Raw genomic sequence first — 14,364 nt, forward strand, 5'->3', positions numbered from 1 at the left:
TCACACATGAGCATAGTGACTGAAACCATCACGAACACTATCACTGGGCCTGCAGATAGTATTCGTGCCCGCTTTCAAGTGAACTACTCCGGCTTCGAACTCAATGTCGATTTGAATCTGCCAGGCCGGGGAATAACTGCCTTGTTCGGTCATTCAGGGTCCGGCAAGACGACGTGCTTGCGTTGTATAGCCGGTTTGGAGCAAGCCACTGACGGATATCTCGATATCAACGGAGAGCTATGGCAGGATACTGCCGCTGGCATTTTCATACCGACGCATAAGCGGGCACTAGGCTACGTATTCCAGGAAGCCAGCCTGTTCCCTCACCTTTCGGTAAAACGCAATCTAGAGTATGGAATGCGCCGCGTCGCTACTAATGTGCGCAAGGTACCTTGGGATAGAGTGATGAAGCTGTTGGGAATCAGCCATCTACTGGACCGGATGCCAAATCGGCTTTCGGGAGGAGAGCGCCAGCGTGTCGGTATTGCCAGGGCTCTGCTCACCAGTCCCAGATTGTTGCTGATGGACGAACCGCTTGCCGCGCTCGACCTTAAACGCAAAAACGAAATCCTCCCCTATCTGGAACGCCTGCACGATGAGCTCGACATTCCTATTCTCTATATAAGCCATTCTCCGGATGAGGTTGCCCGGCTCGCCGATCACATCGTTCTGCTGGACCAGGGAAAAGTCATTGCCGAAGGAGGATTGCAAGAAACCATGGCGCGACTCGATCTACCCATGGCCTTTACCGAAAATGCCGGCGTGGTGATCGCTGCCAGAATTGCAGAGCATGACGATGTCTATCATTTGACGCGCCTGGAGTTTTCCGGTGGCAGCGTATTGGTAGCACGCCGTCCCGAGCCCATCGGCCAGCCTTTACGCTTTCGAATCCATGCCAGGGATATCAGCCTGGCGACCAGTCGTGCCGAAGACACCAGTATCGCCAACCTGGTACCAGCCACGACAAAAGAGATTGTCGAGGCAGACACCCCGGCCCATGTACTGGTGAAACTCGAGCTGGGAAACACGCCCCTGATTGCCCGGATAACCCGCCGCTCATGCGACCAGTTGAAGATTGTTCCCGGAATGCAGCTCTGGGCACAGGTCAAGGCGGTGGCACTGCTGGATCAATAAAAAATAGCTTCCTTTACGAAAACAGGAAGGGGTACAAGCTTGTTTGTACCCCCAGCTTGAATATCAGGCTGCGACCTTGCCCGAATCGTAGACGGCAAGCTCACGGACAGCAGCCCCGATCACTCTCACGTCGTCTCGAGTGATCCCCATATGCATGGGCAGAGAAACGACTTCCTCACTCAATGCATGCGAAAACGGACACAGGCCATGGCTATCGGCATACATCTGATAATGCGTGTTGTCGCGATAATGTACCCCCGGATAAATATCACGTTCATTAAGCGCTTGAAGAAGCTCTTCTCTATTACTTACGCGAACTTGGAACAAATGCCGCGAGGACTCACAACCTGGCCCCATCGGAACCGACAGAATGTTGCTGGCGCCGGTAAACTCTTCTTCATACCAGCTTGCCAGTTGCCGACGATAGGCATTGTCTTCATCGAGATATTTGAGCGATACAAGACCAATGGCCGCCATGATGGAATTGCCATGATACTTGTAGCCGACATTCTCGACGTCATACATCCACTTATAGACCCCTTGCGACCCAGTACGGGCAAAAGTGTCCTTGTTGATGCCAAGCCAGCTGAGCTGGCGAGCCATATGATCATCGGCTGCGTCTGAAAAACAGATCATGCCGGAATCAGCAGTTGGCAGATTTTTTACAGCCTGAAAACTGAAAACAGAAACATCTGCATCCTGGCCAACATGGCTGCCATCTAGGCGAGAGCCCGCCATATGAGCACCATCAAGAATCAGCTTGAGCCCTTGCCTGGTACAAAGCTCGCGTACTTTTTTATAGTGGCCAGTATTACCGCCGATTCCGACAAATATCACTGCACGAGTACGCGATGTGATGCGCTGTTCTATTGAAAAAGGATCTAGACAGAGCGTTTCGTCAACATCAGCGAAGACTGGCTTCATGTTGGCGTAGACGATAGCGTGATTGCTTGAGATAAAGGTGAGAGGTGTGGTGATTACTTCATCACCATCCTGCCAACCATATTTCTTTTTATAAACCTCTAAGGCGAGATGAAGGCCAACCGTATTGGAAGAGAGGAAATGCGCATTAGCCAAACCTGTATAGGTTTTCCATGCATGTTCAAAGGCAAGCGTCTTGAAACCCATGCCGGTCCATCCTCTTTCAAGGCACTCACGGATCTCGGCAAGGCATTCGTCCACACGAAACTTGGGTACAAAGAGCTGAATGGTCATGGTCAAGACTTTCCATAGTCAAACCGCATGTATGCGGCGATCGGGAATCGAGAACTCCCACAAATAGTCAAGATTCTGAGATACCTAACAAGTTCCTAAAGCCTGTCCAAAAAGCCATTGTCAGAGTCTGGCAACTCGATATGAGCAGCTTCCGAGCAAATGGGGCAACAGGCTCTGAACCAGCTTTGACGAAAGTTTCAACTTACTCGCAAAAAGGTAACCAAAGCAGCAACTACGGAGTAGCTAATTCAATGGGACCCTTGAATTAACGTGGTTCAACTGTTTTCCAGGCAATATAAAGCCAACGTTCGCTTCGAGTGGAAACAAATCCAATTTCGATCAGTTGTAGAACTCATTTTTCGTGCGCAGCGCCCCAATCGCAATAGCATCCCTGAGCCATGGCATTGGTCGCGTGAACCGGACGCCCGCTGATCAGCGCATCGAGAACCGGTTCGACGAAGCTGTTGCTGGAATTACAGACCATTCCCTCACTATAGGGGCCGGCATAAGCCAATTTTCCAGTTTTGTCCCAAATAGCTATGGCAGGGCTGGCTGGTACCGAATCCATTCCTTCCAAACCCGCCAGCGGTTGCAACTTGCCAGCTAGAAACGGCGTGATTGATCCTTCACTGCCGGGTTTCTGGACGCTGTAGAAATCCATGTCAGCAAAGCGGTACATGCCTATCAGATAATTAAGATGAGCATCGGTTTCCTCATGGCAGGGACAGTGCGGGTCCCAGAAATGCACCACTCGGATCGATTCGGATTGGGCCAGCTCCGATGGAAGGCGTAAGGCATCACCGGTGAAAAATACAGCCTGCTGATTGTAGGAGCGCAGATAAACGAACCCGAACTGCCACCAGACCACAACCGCAATAGCGAGCACCAGTGCAATGACCAGCGATACCAGGATAACGACAATGCGCTTGGAAGGCATACGAAATACCATCGGCAAGGAAAAATCCGTCAATTTTCGCATGGATGACAGTACCCGTAGCGGCAAAGCTTAGGGCTCATGACCAAATTTGATCTTGAACTGCTTCTCCATTTCCTTGCAGCTGTCATTGGCGAACTGGCGGCCGGGCAGCGTTCTGGTTTCGCTGCCAGCGTTTTCCCAACAACGCTCAATGGCATTCAGCTCGTTGGCTTCATTTTCGGCGGTTGACGGACGAGTCAAGAAGAAAATGAAGCTACCGTACATCAGTACAATGAAACCAAGCCCGGCGAGCATTAACCACAAGCAACCGGCCTTGGTCGTTATAGCCTTTGGCTGCGTAGCTGGATCTTCAGATGGGTTGCCATTCATAGCAAACGTCCCCAGTTGCAATGCGGCGGCAATCTATCACTTTACGCACAGCGATCAAGACCTGGCGAAGACTTTAAGCAGGTACTGGCCCGACATAACTGCAGATGATCTTTGCCATACTTATCCAATGAGTATGGAAAAATACCCCTCCTTCCCTTGCGCCGTAGTTTCAGCATGCCTTCATTGATAAAATGCCATGGCCGAAAACCCATTGTTTGCAGCTCAGCTGCAGCCAATCCGACAGTGGGGATTGCCAAAGGTAAACTGCACCCGCGTAATCGCCACCAGGGCCGCTACGATTTTCCGGCACTGATCAAGGTTGATCCAGAACTTGCCCGCTTCGTCATTCTCAATCCCTACGGCAAGCAAAGCATCGATTTCGCCAATCCGGAGGCCGTCAAGGTATTCAATCGCGCCTTGTTGCGGCAGTTCTATGGCATCGCCCACTGGGTCATTCCACCCGGTTATCTGTGCCCGCCGATTCCGGGCCGGGCCGATTACATACACGGTCTGGCTGATCTGCTCGCTATAGATAACCAGGGCCGCATACCCCGCGGAAGGGCTGTCCGGGTACTGGATATCGGAACCGGAGCAAACTGCATTTATCCCCTGCTCGGCCAATGCGAGTATGGTTGGCGCTTCATCGGCTCCGATATCGACCCAACGGCATTGGCTGCAGCCACGGCAATTGTACGAGCCAATCGGCTCGAATCAGCTATAACCTTACGCCAGCAGAACGACTCACGGCAGATTTTGCATGGTTTACTGGATAAAGAAGAGAATTTTGACCTTACCCTGTGCAACCCACCCTTCCACGCCTCGTTGGAAGAGGCTTGCCGTGGCAGTCAGCGAAAATGGCGCAACCTGGGCAAGCTTGATCCTTCACGAAAACTGCCCGTCCTCAATTTTGGCGGGCAGAGCAACGAGCTCTGGTACGAGGGGGGTGAAATCGACTTTATCCTGCGCTTGGCCCGTGAAAGTGCAGAATTCGCACAACAAATCTGTTGGTTCAGCACACTGGTATCCAAAGCTGGTAATGTCCCTCTCCTGCAAACTGGGCTAAAGAAGCTGCAAGTACAGGCAATTCGCGTCGTGGAAATGGGGCAAGGACAAAAGCGCAGCCGCTTCGTTGCATGGACTTATCGTAATGCGAAGGAACGCCAGGCCTGGTTCGAAATAACTTGCACAGCATGATCCAGCCTGACCTGGGGTTCGTATCAGTGCAGCAGATGCCAGACCTTCTTATCCTTCAAGACGTGTGTCTGGATATAGCGTGGTTCGCCATTGGTTCCTTCAAGCTCAGTCATGCCGGCCAACTCACCAACCACTCGGTAACGTTTGTCGGCTTTCTTGTCGTGAAGCGGATAGAGCTTGGCGATTTGCTCGGCCAATTCGGTAAGTGTGGTCATGGAAATAACTCCGAAAACAACGTAGCGCAACCTTTTACAGCTCATTGGTTACGGTTCTGCGACAAGCATTCAAAAGCATCGGCCGCAAGACTGGATGCACGTTTTGATCTATAGCTGCGAAATTGATTCCGCAGTCAACGCATGCAATCGATGTATTGATCGCTCGGGCACAAAGCGCAGGAAACCGATTCCTGGCAAGAATGCGTGCCATCGAGCACAGCGAGCTCAGTTAAACTGACGCACTGGAGCCATTTTTCGTCGAACGGGAGTTCCATGCCGATCCGCCACTGCATCGTCCATCTGATCGAAAAGAAACCCGACGGCAGCCCTGCCGTATTGCATGCGCGCGATGCGGAATTGGCTGAGTCGACAGCCATCGAAAACCTTCTGGCTGATCTCAACGAGAGCTATAACGCCAAGCAGGGCAAGGCCTGGGGACTGTTTCACGAAGAATCCGGTGCTTATCCCTTCAGCGGCTGGCTGAACCGTTACCTGGAGCATGATCAGGATTTCACTGCCTTTAGCCGCCTGGCCGTCGAGCATCTGAAAAAACTGATGGAAGAATCCAATCTCTCTGCTGGCGGCCACATATTGTTCGCGCATTACCAGCAAGGCATGACCGACTACCTGGCCATCGCCCTGCTTCACCATAGCGAGGGCGTCGCAGTGACCGATACGCTGGAACTGGCTCCAGCCAAGCACCTCGATCTTGCCCAATTGCATCTGGCCGCACGTATCAATCTGTCCGAATGGCGAAACAACAAGCAGTCGAAACAGTACATTTCGTTCATCAAGGGCAAGAATGGGAAAAAAGTCTCGGAATATTTCCGTGATTTCATTGGTTGCCAGGAAGGTGTGGATGCACCGAGTGAAACCCGCACTCTGTTGAAAGCCTTCAGCGACTATGTGGAAAGCGAAGACCTTTCCGAAGAGCAGACCAAGGAAAAGACCAGCGCACTGGTGGATTACGCCAGCTCTCAGGCTCGGCTGGGCGAACCGATAACCCTGGAAGAGCTGTCCGGCCTGATCGACGAAGAGCGCCCCAAGGCTTTCTTCGAGCATATCCGCAACAAGGACTACGGACTGTCCCCGGAGATCCCACCGGACAAACGCACACTCAACCAGTTTCGCCGTTTTACCGGCCGGGCCGAGGGCCTGTCCATCAGCTTCGAAGCGCATCTGCTGGGCAGCCAGGTGGAATACGATGAAGCCAAGGACATGTTGATCATCCGTCAGTTGCCTACCCAACTGAAAGATCAGTTGAAACGCCGCAATAACTGAAAACCGGCTGCAGGCAAAGCGATGGAAGGCTTTTTCGGGCTTTCAGCTTCCATTCGATTATTCGATTTCCCGGCGAAACGGCGGCAACGCCTCAAGGATCGCCTTGCCATAGCGTTGACTGACGAGACGCCGATCCAATAACGTGATGCTGCCACGGTCCTGCTCGGTACGCAGCAGCCGACCGCAAGCCTGGATCAAGCGCAACGAAGCGTCCGGCACGGCAATTTCCATGAACGGATTACCGCCACGCGCCTCGATCCACTCGGCCAGAGCCGCCTCGACCGGATCATCCGGCACGGCAAAAGGAATCTTGGCGATCACCACGTGTTCGCAATAGGCGCCCGGCAGATCCACACCTTCAGCGAAGCTCGCCAAGCCAAACAGTACACTCTGCTCGCCAGAGTCTACCCGCGCCTTGTGCCGGTTCAAGGTTTCCTGCTTGGATAGATTTCCCTGGATCAGCACACGTCGTCGCCAGTCACGCTCCAATCCATCGAAAACCTCCTGCATCTGTCGCCGCGAGGAAAACAGCACCAGAGAACCGCGCGCGTCCGCAACCAACTCAGGCAGGACACGCAAGATCGCAGCAGTGTGTGCGGTGGTATCACGAGGATCGGCCTTGATATTCGGCACGCGCAAGACCCCGGCCTGCGCATGCTGGAACGGGCTGGGTACGATGGCGGTAACCGCCTCTTTTGGCAGGCCGGAACGCATGCGAAAACGATCGAAGCTGTTAAGCGCAGTCAAGGTCGCTGACGTGATCAACGCGCCATAAGCGACATTCCACAGATTGCGCCGCAGGGTTTCGGCAGCCAGGATCGGGCTGGCGTTGACTTCGATATCCTGCAGCGAACCACTTTCCGCCAGTGTCAGCCAGCGCGCCATGGGGGCGCCCTCCGCTGCATCTACCAGCGTGAAAGCGGTCCACAGGTCCCAGTTACCTTGAGCACGTGCCAGGAGGCTGCCGAACAACGGATACCACTCTTCCGCCTGGTGGCTTGGAATGGGGCCGCTGGCACCATCGTCCATGGCCTCCTTGAGGATATCGGCAATACGAGTGAAGAGATCCACCAGTTGGGCGAAACCTTTTTTCAGCGCCAGCCCCAACTCACACAAATCCTCCGGAATCACTCCACCAGCAAAACGATGGCGTGGCCGCTCGCGACCTTCGATATCTTCCCCAGGACGGAAATCAGCCAACTGCTCGCAGGCGTTGGACATGAACTGCTGCTGCGTACGCAGATCGCGCGCCAAGGCTGGAACATTCTCGATCAAGCGTCCCAGCTCACCGGGAATCGAATGCTGGGCGAGCAACCGGGTCAGATTCTTGTCTATCTGCGCAAGCCAGTCGGCGGTTGAGCGTAGTCGCGTGAAATGAGCGAAATGGCCGATGGCTTTATCCGGCAGGTGGTGGCCTTCATCGAACACATAAAGCGTGTCACGCGGATCCGGCAACACGACGCCACCGCCCAACGCCAGATCGGCCAAGACCATATCGTGGTTGGTGATAATCACATCAACCTTGGTCATGCCTTCGCGGGCACGATAGAAGGCGCATTGCTGGATATTCGGACAATGCCGGCCAGTGCACTGACTGTGATCGGTGGTCAGACGCGACCAATCCACATCCTCGATAGCCTGAGGCCAGGCATCGCGATCACCGTCCCAGCGATTGCCAGCGAGTTTTTCCACCATGCTGGTGAACAGTTTCAAACTGGTTTCGTCAATAGCGATCTTGAAGCCTTCTTCTTCGAACAACTGGGCCGTAGCGTTCTGCGCGTGTCCTTCTTGCAACAACAGATCCAGTCTGGACAGGCAAAGATAACGTCCACGCCCCTTGGCCAAGGCGAAGCTGAAGGAAAGACCGCTGTTGCGCATCAAATCGGGCAGATCCTTGTTGACGATCTGCTCCTGCAAAGCCACCGTCGCCGTGGCAATCACCAGACGCTTGCCAGCAGCCTTGGCAATCGGAACCGCTGCCAGGCTGTAGGCAACGGTCTTTCCAGTCCCGGTTCCAGCCTCTACCGCGACCACAGCCGGACCGCCGTTGCGCCGACCGTCCTCATCGGTCGCGATGTCCCCTAGCACCTTGGCCACTTCAGCGATCATCAGACGCTGGCCGTAACGCGGCTTCAATTCCTTAGCTTCGAGGAAACGAGAATAAGCGCCCTGGATCTGGGACTTGAGTTCAGGAGTGAGCATAGACGCAGACTGGACAAATCTTCAGTATTCGGGTCGGGTAGGGACAGGCCATTACTGGCCCATCCCCCCCTAAGAACCGTGCGTGCGACTTTCACCGCACACGGCTCAAGTCTGCCTGAAACCAGATGTCCTGGCCAGCAACACACGGAGTGTAGCGCGCAACCATACCACTATAGGCCGCTGTGGAGCAGTACTACCTGTTTCTTCTGGCTGTGGACCAGTGCATGACAGTTGGGGTGGAGCAGCACACGATTACTCAGTTTGTCCGGCCCGCCGTCCACCCGTCTGATGACGTGGTGGTCGTGCCAGCCGGTTTCCTTGCTGATCGCCTGCCCGCACAGGGCGCACTTGCCCTGCTGCCGTCGGAAGAGCCAAAGGATTTGTCCGCGATAGCGCAGCTTGTGCTGCATCCGTTGAATCCTCAGTTTTTCCCACGTCAGTTCCTGCGCCGCGTCGTAGGGCTGGTAGCCGCCCGGTAGACGTTTGTGACGCACGATGGCGGTGTCAGCCAGCACATATAGCCGACGGTGCCTCGTTTCTGTCTTGCTCTTATAGGGATACGTAAACACCCAGTTTTGTCCGCCGATGGAGTGGAAGTATTTTTTCCGAATCCATGTGTCGGATTTCTTTGGATGCCGGCGTTTCGCCCACCTCCAAAGGCGCCAGTGGATCAGGTGATCCAGTGTGCTGAAGGTCTCTTTTGCTACGACTGGGGCGTGGTAGTGCGCCCACCCCCGTAGCACCGGGTTCAGTTGTCCGATCAGCGCTTCCTGCGTCTGGGCTCCGCTGCTTTTGATGATTTCCGCCACTTTCTGATAGAACGCCGAGGCGTTTTTCTTCGAGGGCTTGATCAGCAGCTTGGCCTGTCTGTAGGGCGATTTCGGTACGTACTTCCTGAAGTTCCAGCCCAGAAAGTCGAAGCCTTGGTGGATGTGTGTGATTTGCGTCTTTTCCTGGGATAGCTCCACCCCTCGTATGGACAGGAAGGTTTCTATCCAGGGTTTGATTTCCTGTTCCAGCAGTTTTTTCGAGTCTGCCAGCACTACGAAATCGTCCGCATACCGCACGACTTGCACCTTGGTCTTCTTGGCTTTGGTTTTCCCCAGCGTCTGGGCCAGATGGTCCTTTAGTTGGGTTTCCAAGCCATTCAGGGTGGCGTTTGCCAGGCAGGGGGAGATGATCCCGCCCTGTGGCGTCCCGGTTTCCGTGGCCGTGAATTGTCGTCTGTCTATGACACCGGCCTTTAACCATTTGCGTAATGTCACTTTGTCCATCGGAACGTGGTGACACAGCCACTCGTGGTTGATGTGGTCAAAGAACCCCTTGATGTCACCCTCCAGTATCCAGACTGGCGCCACTTGGGGCGACAGCAGGTGGAAAAGTTCAACCATGGCATCAGCGGTCGATCGGTCGGGGCGGAAGCCGTAACTTTTCGGGTCGCTGGTGGTTTCAATGACCGGCTCTAGAGCGAGAAGGTGGAGCGCTTGCATGGCCCGATCCAACATCGTCGGGATGCCCAGCGGGCGCCTTTCCTGTTTACCGGGCTTCGGTATCCACACCCGCCGAAGCGGTTGTGGCCGGTAGCCCCGTTTTTTTGACAGACGGTGCACGGCCCGGATTTTGAGTTGAGGGGTCCCCCATTTCTCTCCATCCACGCCCGGGGTCTTGCGGCCCCGGTTCTCCGTGACTCGTCGTACGGCCAGACAGCGACCGTAGAGCGAGTGGGTGAGTAACCGTTGCAGGCGTTTAACCCTGCGCCAGTCCTCTTCCCTCGTTGCCTGCGCAATTCTGAGCTGCGTTTTCCGAACGGAAGTCTGGATGTTGGCCCAGTCGAGACTGTGCCAGTCCAGTTGCCCGTTTGGGGACGCAGACGTAACCGATGCCGGTTCCGTTTTCATACAATCCTCCCAAGAATAGTTGGAACCCTTGGGGCGGATTGCTCCCCGAAGGGTCATCCACCCTTCGGGTTTTAGTTTTCTCTTGCTGGAATCAGCAGTTTCGTTGCGCCGGTAGACCAGAGGTACGTCAGCCAGGGTTGCCCCTGCCAGTCATGTTTCAGCCGGTATACCGCCCATTACAGGCAGTCATTCGCTTCTTACCTCCTCCCATCCCCCACACCCCTCAGCGTTCCTTGCGGTTCGCCTGCCAGACCGATGACGCTAGTCTGGCGGGTGGTCGGGGTTGCCACGTTCCCCGGATCGCATCGATTCCCCGTTTAGGCTCCATCTCTCCCCCGGTAGTCGTTTGGTACCGTATTACGACCTTCCACTGTAATAACCGACTACTTTGCCAGTTTGGCTGGGGCCAATAGTTGCCGTAGGCCCGTCGATAGTTACGAGGGTTCAGACGATGGTTCACCTAGGTTAGCCATGCGGGTTGGGTCACTAGCTCCTCTGCCTCCGTGCAACTCGGCGGCGATACCTTATCCGTTACCGGGTTAGGTAGTCCTTACGGAGAGGAGCATTGTTGGTCGGGCTTCACACAGCCGGGTTGGCCCCGATTGCATGCCGACTTAGTGAACTGGCGGGTACACGCCAGGCTCGGTACCTCCTGTATCAGCGAGGTTGAGCAATGCGGTCCAGAGCTACCGCTCTGGTGCCTGATTGGATAATTGGATACAGGAAAGAACCCGGCCCTTTTGGGGTCGGTGTGGGTCTGTAGGATCAGACCTGAAGGTTTTGGCGTCCCTGAGGGACTGGAACCCTCAGGGCGCGTAATATTTTGTTACACAATCTCTTCGTGAGAGACCGATCCTTAACAGGATATTGATCATAACTTGACCATTTCTGGTCATTTTTTGAGGCGTACCTCTCCCGTAAACGGAAGTTTCGCACCCCCGCAAGCGGGTCAATAAAGTAGCCATACGGCTCTGACTGTATCATTAATATGCTGTTTGTCGCCGTTCAACCCTTTGATTAAAAAGGATTTTGGTGGACAGGCCAGCTACCAACCAAGCACAACACGAGCTAATCGTGTCGCACAGAAGGCGCTATCATACCGCGAGCCCTTTCAGCCGACAGAAGAGATTTCCCTTTCCATGACACTTTACTCTCTGCTCTACAGCCTCCACGTATTGGCAGCAATGCTCTGGGTTGGTGGTATGTTCTTCGCCTGGATGGTGCTGCGCCCCAGTGCCGCCGCCATACTGCAGCCACCAGAACGCCTGAAGCTATGGGTGACCGTCTTTCGCCGATTTTTTCTATGGGTCTGGCTCGCAGTGTTGGTCTTACCGATGAGCGGCATGGGAATCTGGCATATGCGTTTTGCCGGATTCGTCGGTGCACCAGGTTACGTACACATCATGGCTGGACTCTATCTGATGATGCTGGCAGTGTTTTTGAGAATAGCACTGCAGCTATTTCCACGGCTCGAACAGGCAGTAAACAGCGAGGACTGGCCGAATGGAGGCAATATCCTTGGCAGGATTCGCCATCTGGTAGGCGTCAATCTGTCGCTCGGCTTATTGACAGTCGCCCTGGCGGCGGCAAGACCGTATTTCTGATACGTCCAGGGCTTTCAACAAACACTGCACATCAACTTTGAGGCAAAGGTTCAGCGAGCTCGATCATGTTACCTGTCAACAACTGGCTTTCAACTGCGCCGATCAGCCGCAACATACTGCTGCGCAAGGCGCAGGCAAGGGCCAGGTAATCAACCCGACGTTTGGCAAGCTGCTGATTGTAAGTAGCAGAGCCCGGGCGACCAGTACAACCGATGATGGTAAAGCGGATACCGACAAAGCCAGCCAGCGCGTTGCGCTCCTTGACGCCTTACAGAGACCACTAGGCCAACCAATCGCTCCGCGTTAGTCTCTCCATCCCAAAACGAGGATTCGCGAGTGACAGACAGTTTACAATCCCCGCAACAAGCCTTGGCGGCTTTGCTTGAACACCACGCACCGGTACGCCTGCTAAGTGTCGGAAGCAGCAGCCTTCCTGCGCTCGAAGCCTACTGCCAGTCCCATGCCTGCCATCTCGACCAGGCCGAAGGCGCACCGCTTCCGCAAGCACTGGCCGGGCAGCGCTACGACATGGCCATCATCGCAGATTGCCTGGAACACCTGCCCAAACGCACCGGTCTGGAATTACTGGGAGGCTTGCGCAATCTCAACGCTAATCGCCTGGCCGTACTTATCGACCTGCAGGCGGCAGACTGGCAGCTGACCGATTTCTATGCCCTAGCCCTGAAGGTAAACCAGCGTTTCCAGCGTGACGGACAGGTACTCACGTTGTTCACTTATGATTTACTCGACTACAAGCAGGTGCCTGACTGGCTGAACGCTAAATTCTGGGCCAATCCCCATTTGTTCGGAAAATTCTGGTGGTAACGATGCCCCATACATCTCCCAGTTGCCCATGCGGCAGTACCAACCTGCTGGATCAATGTTGCGGCCGTTATCACTCAGGACAACCCGCACCCTGTGCCGAGAGCTTGATGCGCTCACGCTATAGCGCTTATGTGCTTGGGTTGATCGATTATCTGAAAGAAACCACTCTCCCCGCCCAACAGTCGGGACTGGATCTGGAGTCGATACGTCAGTGGAGCACGGCAAGCACCTGGCTGGGGCTGGAAATCGAGGACAGCCAGGTATTCGGCGGCAAACCCGAGCATGCCTTGATCGTCTTTACTGCCCGCTGGCACGACCATAACGGAACTCAGGTACATCATGAACGCTCTTCGTTCGTACAGAACGACGGCCGCTGGTATTTCATCGACCCGACCGTGCCACTAAAAACCGGGCGTAATGATGCATGCCCTTGTGGTAGCGGCCTGAAATTCAAGAAGTGCTGTTCGGGTTATTTGTAGCTGCCACACAATAGGAGACAGGAAGAAAGAGACCTCGCATCACAAGTGCTCATCTCTTCCTGACTTTGCCTAGCGGTTGCTTGGCGTCCGACATTTCCGGCTTGCAGTGCAGGCCTTATTTTTCGACGAAGGCGCGCTCGATCAGATAATCACCAGGCTCGCCCATGCGCGGCGAAACCTTCAGGCCAAAGCCGTCGAGCACTTCGCTGGTTTCGTCCAACATGCTCGGGCTGCCGCAAATCATGGCGCGATCGTCCTGCGAATTGATTGGCGGCAGTCCGATATCGTCGAACAGCTTGCCGCTGCGCATCAGATCGGTCAAACGCCCCTGGTTTTCGAAGGGCTCACGAGTAACCGTCGGATAATAAATCAATTTTTCCCGTACCGCTTCACCGAAGAATTCGTTTTCCGGCAGATGCTGAGTGATGAAATCGCGATAGGCCACTTCGCTCACATAGCGAACACCATGGATCAGGACCACTTTTTCGAAACGCTCGTAGACATCCGGATCCTGAATCAGACTCATGAACGGCGCCAGGCCAGTTCCGGTACTGAGCAGATAGAGATGCTTGCCAGGCAGGAGATCACCCAGAATCAGGGTCCCAGTGGGCTTGCGGCTGACTTTCAGCTCATCGCCTTCCTTCAGATGCTGCAGACGTGAAGTCAGCGGACCATTCGGCACCTTGATACTGAAGAACTCCAGGTGCTCTTCGTAGTTGGGGCTGGCGATGCTGTAGGCACGCATTAGGGGTTTTCCATCGACTTCCAACCCGATCATCACGAACTGGCCATTCTCGAAACGCAGACTTTGATTGCGGGTCGTCTTGAAGCTGAACAGCGTGTCGTTCCAATGATGCACGCTGAGCACTCGCTCGACGTTCAGATTGCTCATGCAAGTGTTTCCTCGTTGATTCGTGTCTGGCAGATGACAGTGCCGCACAGGATTCTACAGCCGCTAAACTTATCTCTAAATCAGCTAATAAAGATATGACTTATCTGTCATATGAATAT

At 54.4% G+C, this 14,364-nt stretch carries 13 protein-coding genes; 6 read left to right on the forward strand and 7 right to left on the reverse strand.

Going from position 1 to position 14,364, the window contains the following annotated elements; translation table 11 throughout:
• Window positions 1-6 precede the first annotated feature (6 nt).
• The gene (gene modC / locus FHR87_RS01450; protein WP_183164904.1) at window positions 7-1,134 is read left to right on the forward strand and encodes a molybdenum ABC transporter ATP-binding protein; all 1,128 of its coding nucleotides are present in this window, start codon (window positions 7-9) and stop codon (window positions 1,132-1,134) included.
• Between the two features lie 63 nt (window positions 1,135-1,197).
• Here modC and FHR87_RS01455 read toward each other — a convergent pair whose 3' ends face one another.
• From FHR87_RS01455 to FHR87_RS01465, 3 genes are all read right to left on the reverse strand, one after another.
• A complete protein-coding gene (locus tag FHR87_RS01455; RefSeq protein WP_183164905.1) occupies window positions 1,198-2,349 on the reverse strand; it encodes a DegT/DnrJ/EryC1/StrS family aminotransferase in 1,152 nt (383 codons plus the stop codon).
• A 352-nt stretch (window positions 2,350-2,701) separates the two neighbouring features.
• Complete coding sequence (locus FHR87_RS01460) at window positions 2,702-3,286, reverse strand: DUF6436 domain-containing protein (RefSeq protein WP_183164906.1); 585 nt, start codon at window positions 3,284-3,286, stop codon at window positions 2,702-2,704.
• A gap of 69 nt (window positions 3,287-3,355) precedes the next feature.
• Window positions 3,356-3,655: a hypothetical protein gene (locus FHR87_RS01465; protein WP_183164907.1), complete on the reverse strand. Its 300-nt coding sequence runs from the start codon at window positions 3,653-3,655 to the stop codon at window positions 3,356-3,358.
• 174 nt (window positions 3,656-3,829) lie between these two features.
• Here FHR87_RS01465 and rlmF point away from each other — a divergent pair, with 174 nt between their 5' ends.
• Window positions 3,830-4,849 (forward strand): 23S rRNA (adenine(1618)-N(6))-methyltransferase RlmF, encoded by a 1,020-nt coding sequence (gene rlmF / locus FHR87_RS01470; protein ID WP_183164908.1) that lies wholly within the window; start codon window positions 3,830-3,832, stop codon window positions 4,847-4,849.
• A gap of 23 nt (window positions 4,850-4,872) precedes the next feature.
• Here the strand turns inward: rlmF and FHR87_RS01475 are convergent, their stop codons facing one another.
• A complete protein-coding gene (locus tag FHR87_RS01475) occupies window positions 4,873-5,064 on the reverse strand; it encodes a hypothetical protein (protein WP_183164909.1) in 192 nt (63 codons plus the stop codon).
• 273 nt (window positions 5,065-5,337) lie between these two features.
• On the opposite strand from FHR87_RS01475, the gene yejK reads away from it, so the two are divergent.
• The gene (gene yejK, locus FHR87_RS01480; RefSeq protein ID WP_183164910.1) at window positions 5,338-6,345 is read left to right on the forward strand and encodes a nucleoid-associated protein YejK; all 1,008 of its coding nucleotides are present in this window, start codon (window positions 5,338-5,340) and stop codon (window positions 6,343-6,345) included.
• Window positions 6,346-6,402: 57 nt separating this feature from the next.
• Here yejK and dinG read toward each other — a convergent pair whose 3' ends face one another.
• Complete coding sequence (gene dinG, locus FHR87_RS01485) at window positions 6,403-8,547, reverse strand: ATP-dependent DNA helicase DinG (RefSeq protein WP_183164911.1); 2,145 nt, start codon at window positions 8,545-8,547, stop codon at window positions 6,403-6,405.
• A gap of 170 nt (window positions 8,548-8,717) precedes the next feature.
• Window positions 8,718-10,445 (reverse strand): group II intron reverse transcriptase/maturase, encoded by a 1,728-nt coding sequence (gene ltrA / locus FHR87_RS01490; RefSeq protein ID WP_183164912.1) that lies wholly within the window; start codon window positions 10,443-10,445, stop codon window positions 8,718-8,720.
• A gap of 1,139 nt (window positions 10,446-11,584) precedes the next feature.
• Between ltrA and FHR87_RS01495 the strand changes: the two genes are divergently transcribed.
• The 3 genes from FHR87_RS01495 to FHR87_RS01505 all read left to right on the forward strand — a co-directional run bounded on the left by FHR87_RS01495 (window position 11,585) and on the right by FHR87_RS01505 (window position 13,353).
• Window positions 11,585-12,049, forward strand: a complete 465-nt coding sequence (locus tag FHR87_RS01495; RefSeq protein WP_183164913.1) for a CopD family protein — start codon at window positions 11,585-11,587, stop codon at window positions 12,047-12,049.
• Window positions 12,050-12,385: 336 nt separating this feature from the next.
• The gene (locus FHR87_RS01500; protein WP_183164914.1) at window positions 12,386-12,874 is read left to right on the forward strand and encodes a DUF6231 family protein; all 489 of its coding nucleotides are present in this window, start codon (window positions 12,386-12,388) and stop codon (window positions 12,872-12,874) included.
• Between the two features lie 2 nt (window positions 12,875-12,876).
• On the forward strand, window positions 12,877-13,353 hold the full coding sequence (locus FHR87_RS01505; RefSeq protein ID WP_183164915.1) for a YchJ family protein: 477 nt from the start codon (window positions 12,877-12,879) through the stop codon (window positions 13,351-13,353).
• A gap of 115 nt (window positions 13,354-13,468) precedes the next feature.
• Here FHR87_RS01505 and fpr read toward each other — a convergent pair whose 3' ends face one another.
• Entirely contained in the window at window positions 13,469-14,245 is a 777-nt protein-coding gene (gene fpr / locus FHR87_RS01510) for a ferredoxin-NADP reductase (RefSeq protein ID WP_183164916.1), read from the reverse strand.
• Between the last annotated feature and the right edge of the window lie 119 nt (window positions 14,246-14,364).

Source organism: Azomonas macrocytogenes, from assembly GCF_014191985.1.
In the GTDB taxonomy this organism is placed as follows: Bacteria; Pseudomonadota; Gammaproteobacteria; order Pseudomonadales; family Pseudomonadaceae; genus Azomonas; species Azomonas macrocytogenes.

Coding starts and splice junctions, on each gene's coding strand:
- FHR87_RS01465 (WP_183164907.1), bottom strand. CDS start 3,655: ATGAATGGCAACCCATCTGAAGATCCAGCTACGCAGCCAAAGGCTATA.
- FHR87_RS01505 (WP_183164915.1), top strand. CDS start 12,877: ATGCCCCATACATCTCCCAGTTGCCCATGCGGCAGTACCAACCTGCTG.
- FHR87_RS01460 (WP_183164906.1), bottom strand. CDS start 3,286: ATGCCTTCCAAGCGCATTGTCGTTATCCTGGTATCGCTGGTCATTGCA.
- ltrA (WP_183164912.1), bottom strand. CDS start 10,445: ATGAAAACGGAACCGGCATCGGTTACGTCTGCGTCCCCAAACGGGCAA.
- yejK (WP_183164910.1), top strand. CDS start 5,338: ATGCCGATCCGCCACTGCATCGTCCATCTGATCGAAAAGAAACCCGAC.
- fpr (WP_183164916.1), bottom strand. CDS start 14,245: ATGAGCAATCTGAACGTCGAGCGAGTGCTCAGCGTGCATCATTGGAAC.
- dinG (WP_183164911.1), bottom strand. CDS start 8,547: ATGCTCACTCCTGAACTCAAGTCCCAGATCCAGGGCGCTTATTCTCGT.
- rlmF (WP_183164908.1), top strand. CDS start 3,830: ATGCCTTCATTGATAAAATGCCATGGCCGAAAACCCATTGTTTGCAGC.
- modC (WP_183164904.1), top strand. CDS start 7: ATGAGCATAGTGACTGAAACCATCACGAACACTATCACTGGGCCTGCA.
- FHR87_RS01475 (WP_183164909.1), bottom strand. CDS start 5,064: ATGACCACACTTACCGAATTGGCCGAGCAAATCGCCAAGCTCTATCCG.
- FHR87_RS01495 (WP_183164913.1), top strand. CDS start 11,585: ATGACACTTTACTCTCTGCTCTACAGCCTCCACGTATTGGCAGCAATG.
- FHR87_RS01455 (WP_183164905.1), bottom strand. CDS start 2,349: ATGACCATTCAGCTCTTTGTACCCAAGTTTCGTGTGGACGAATGCCTT.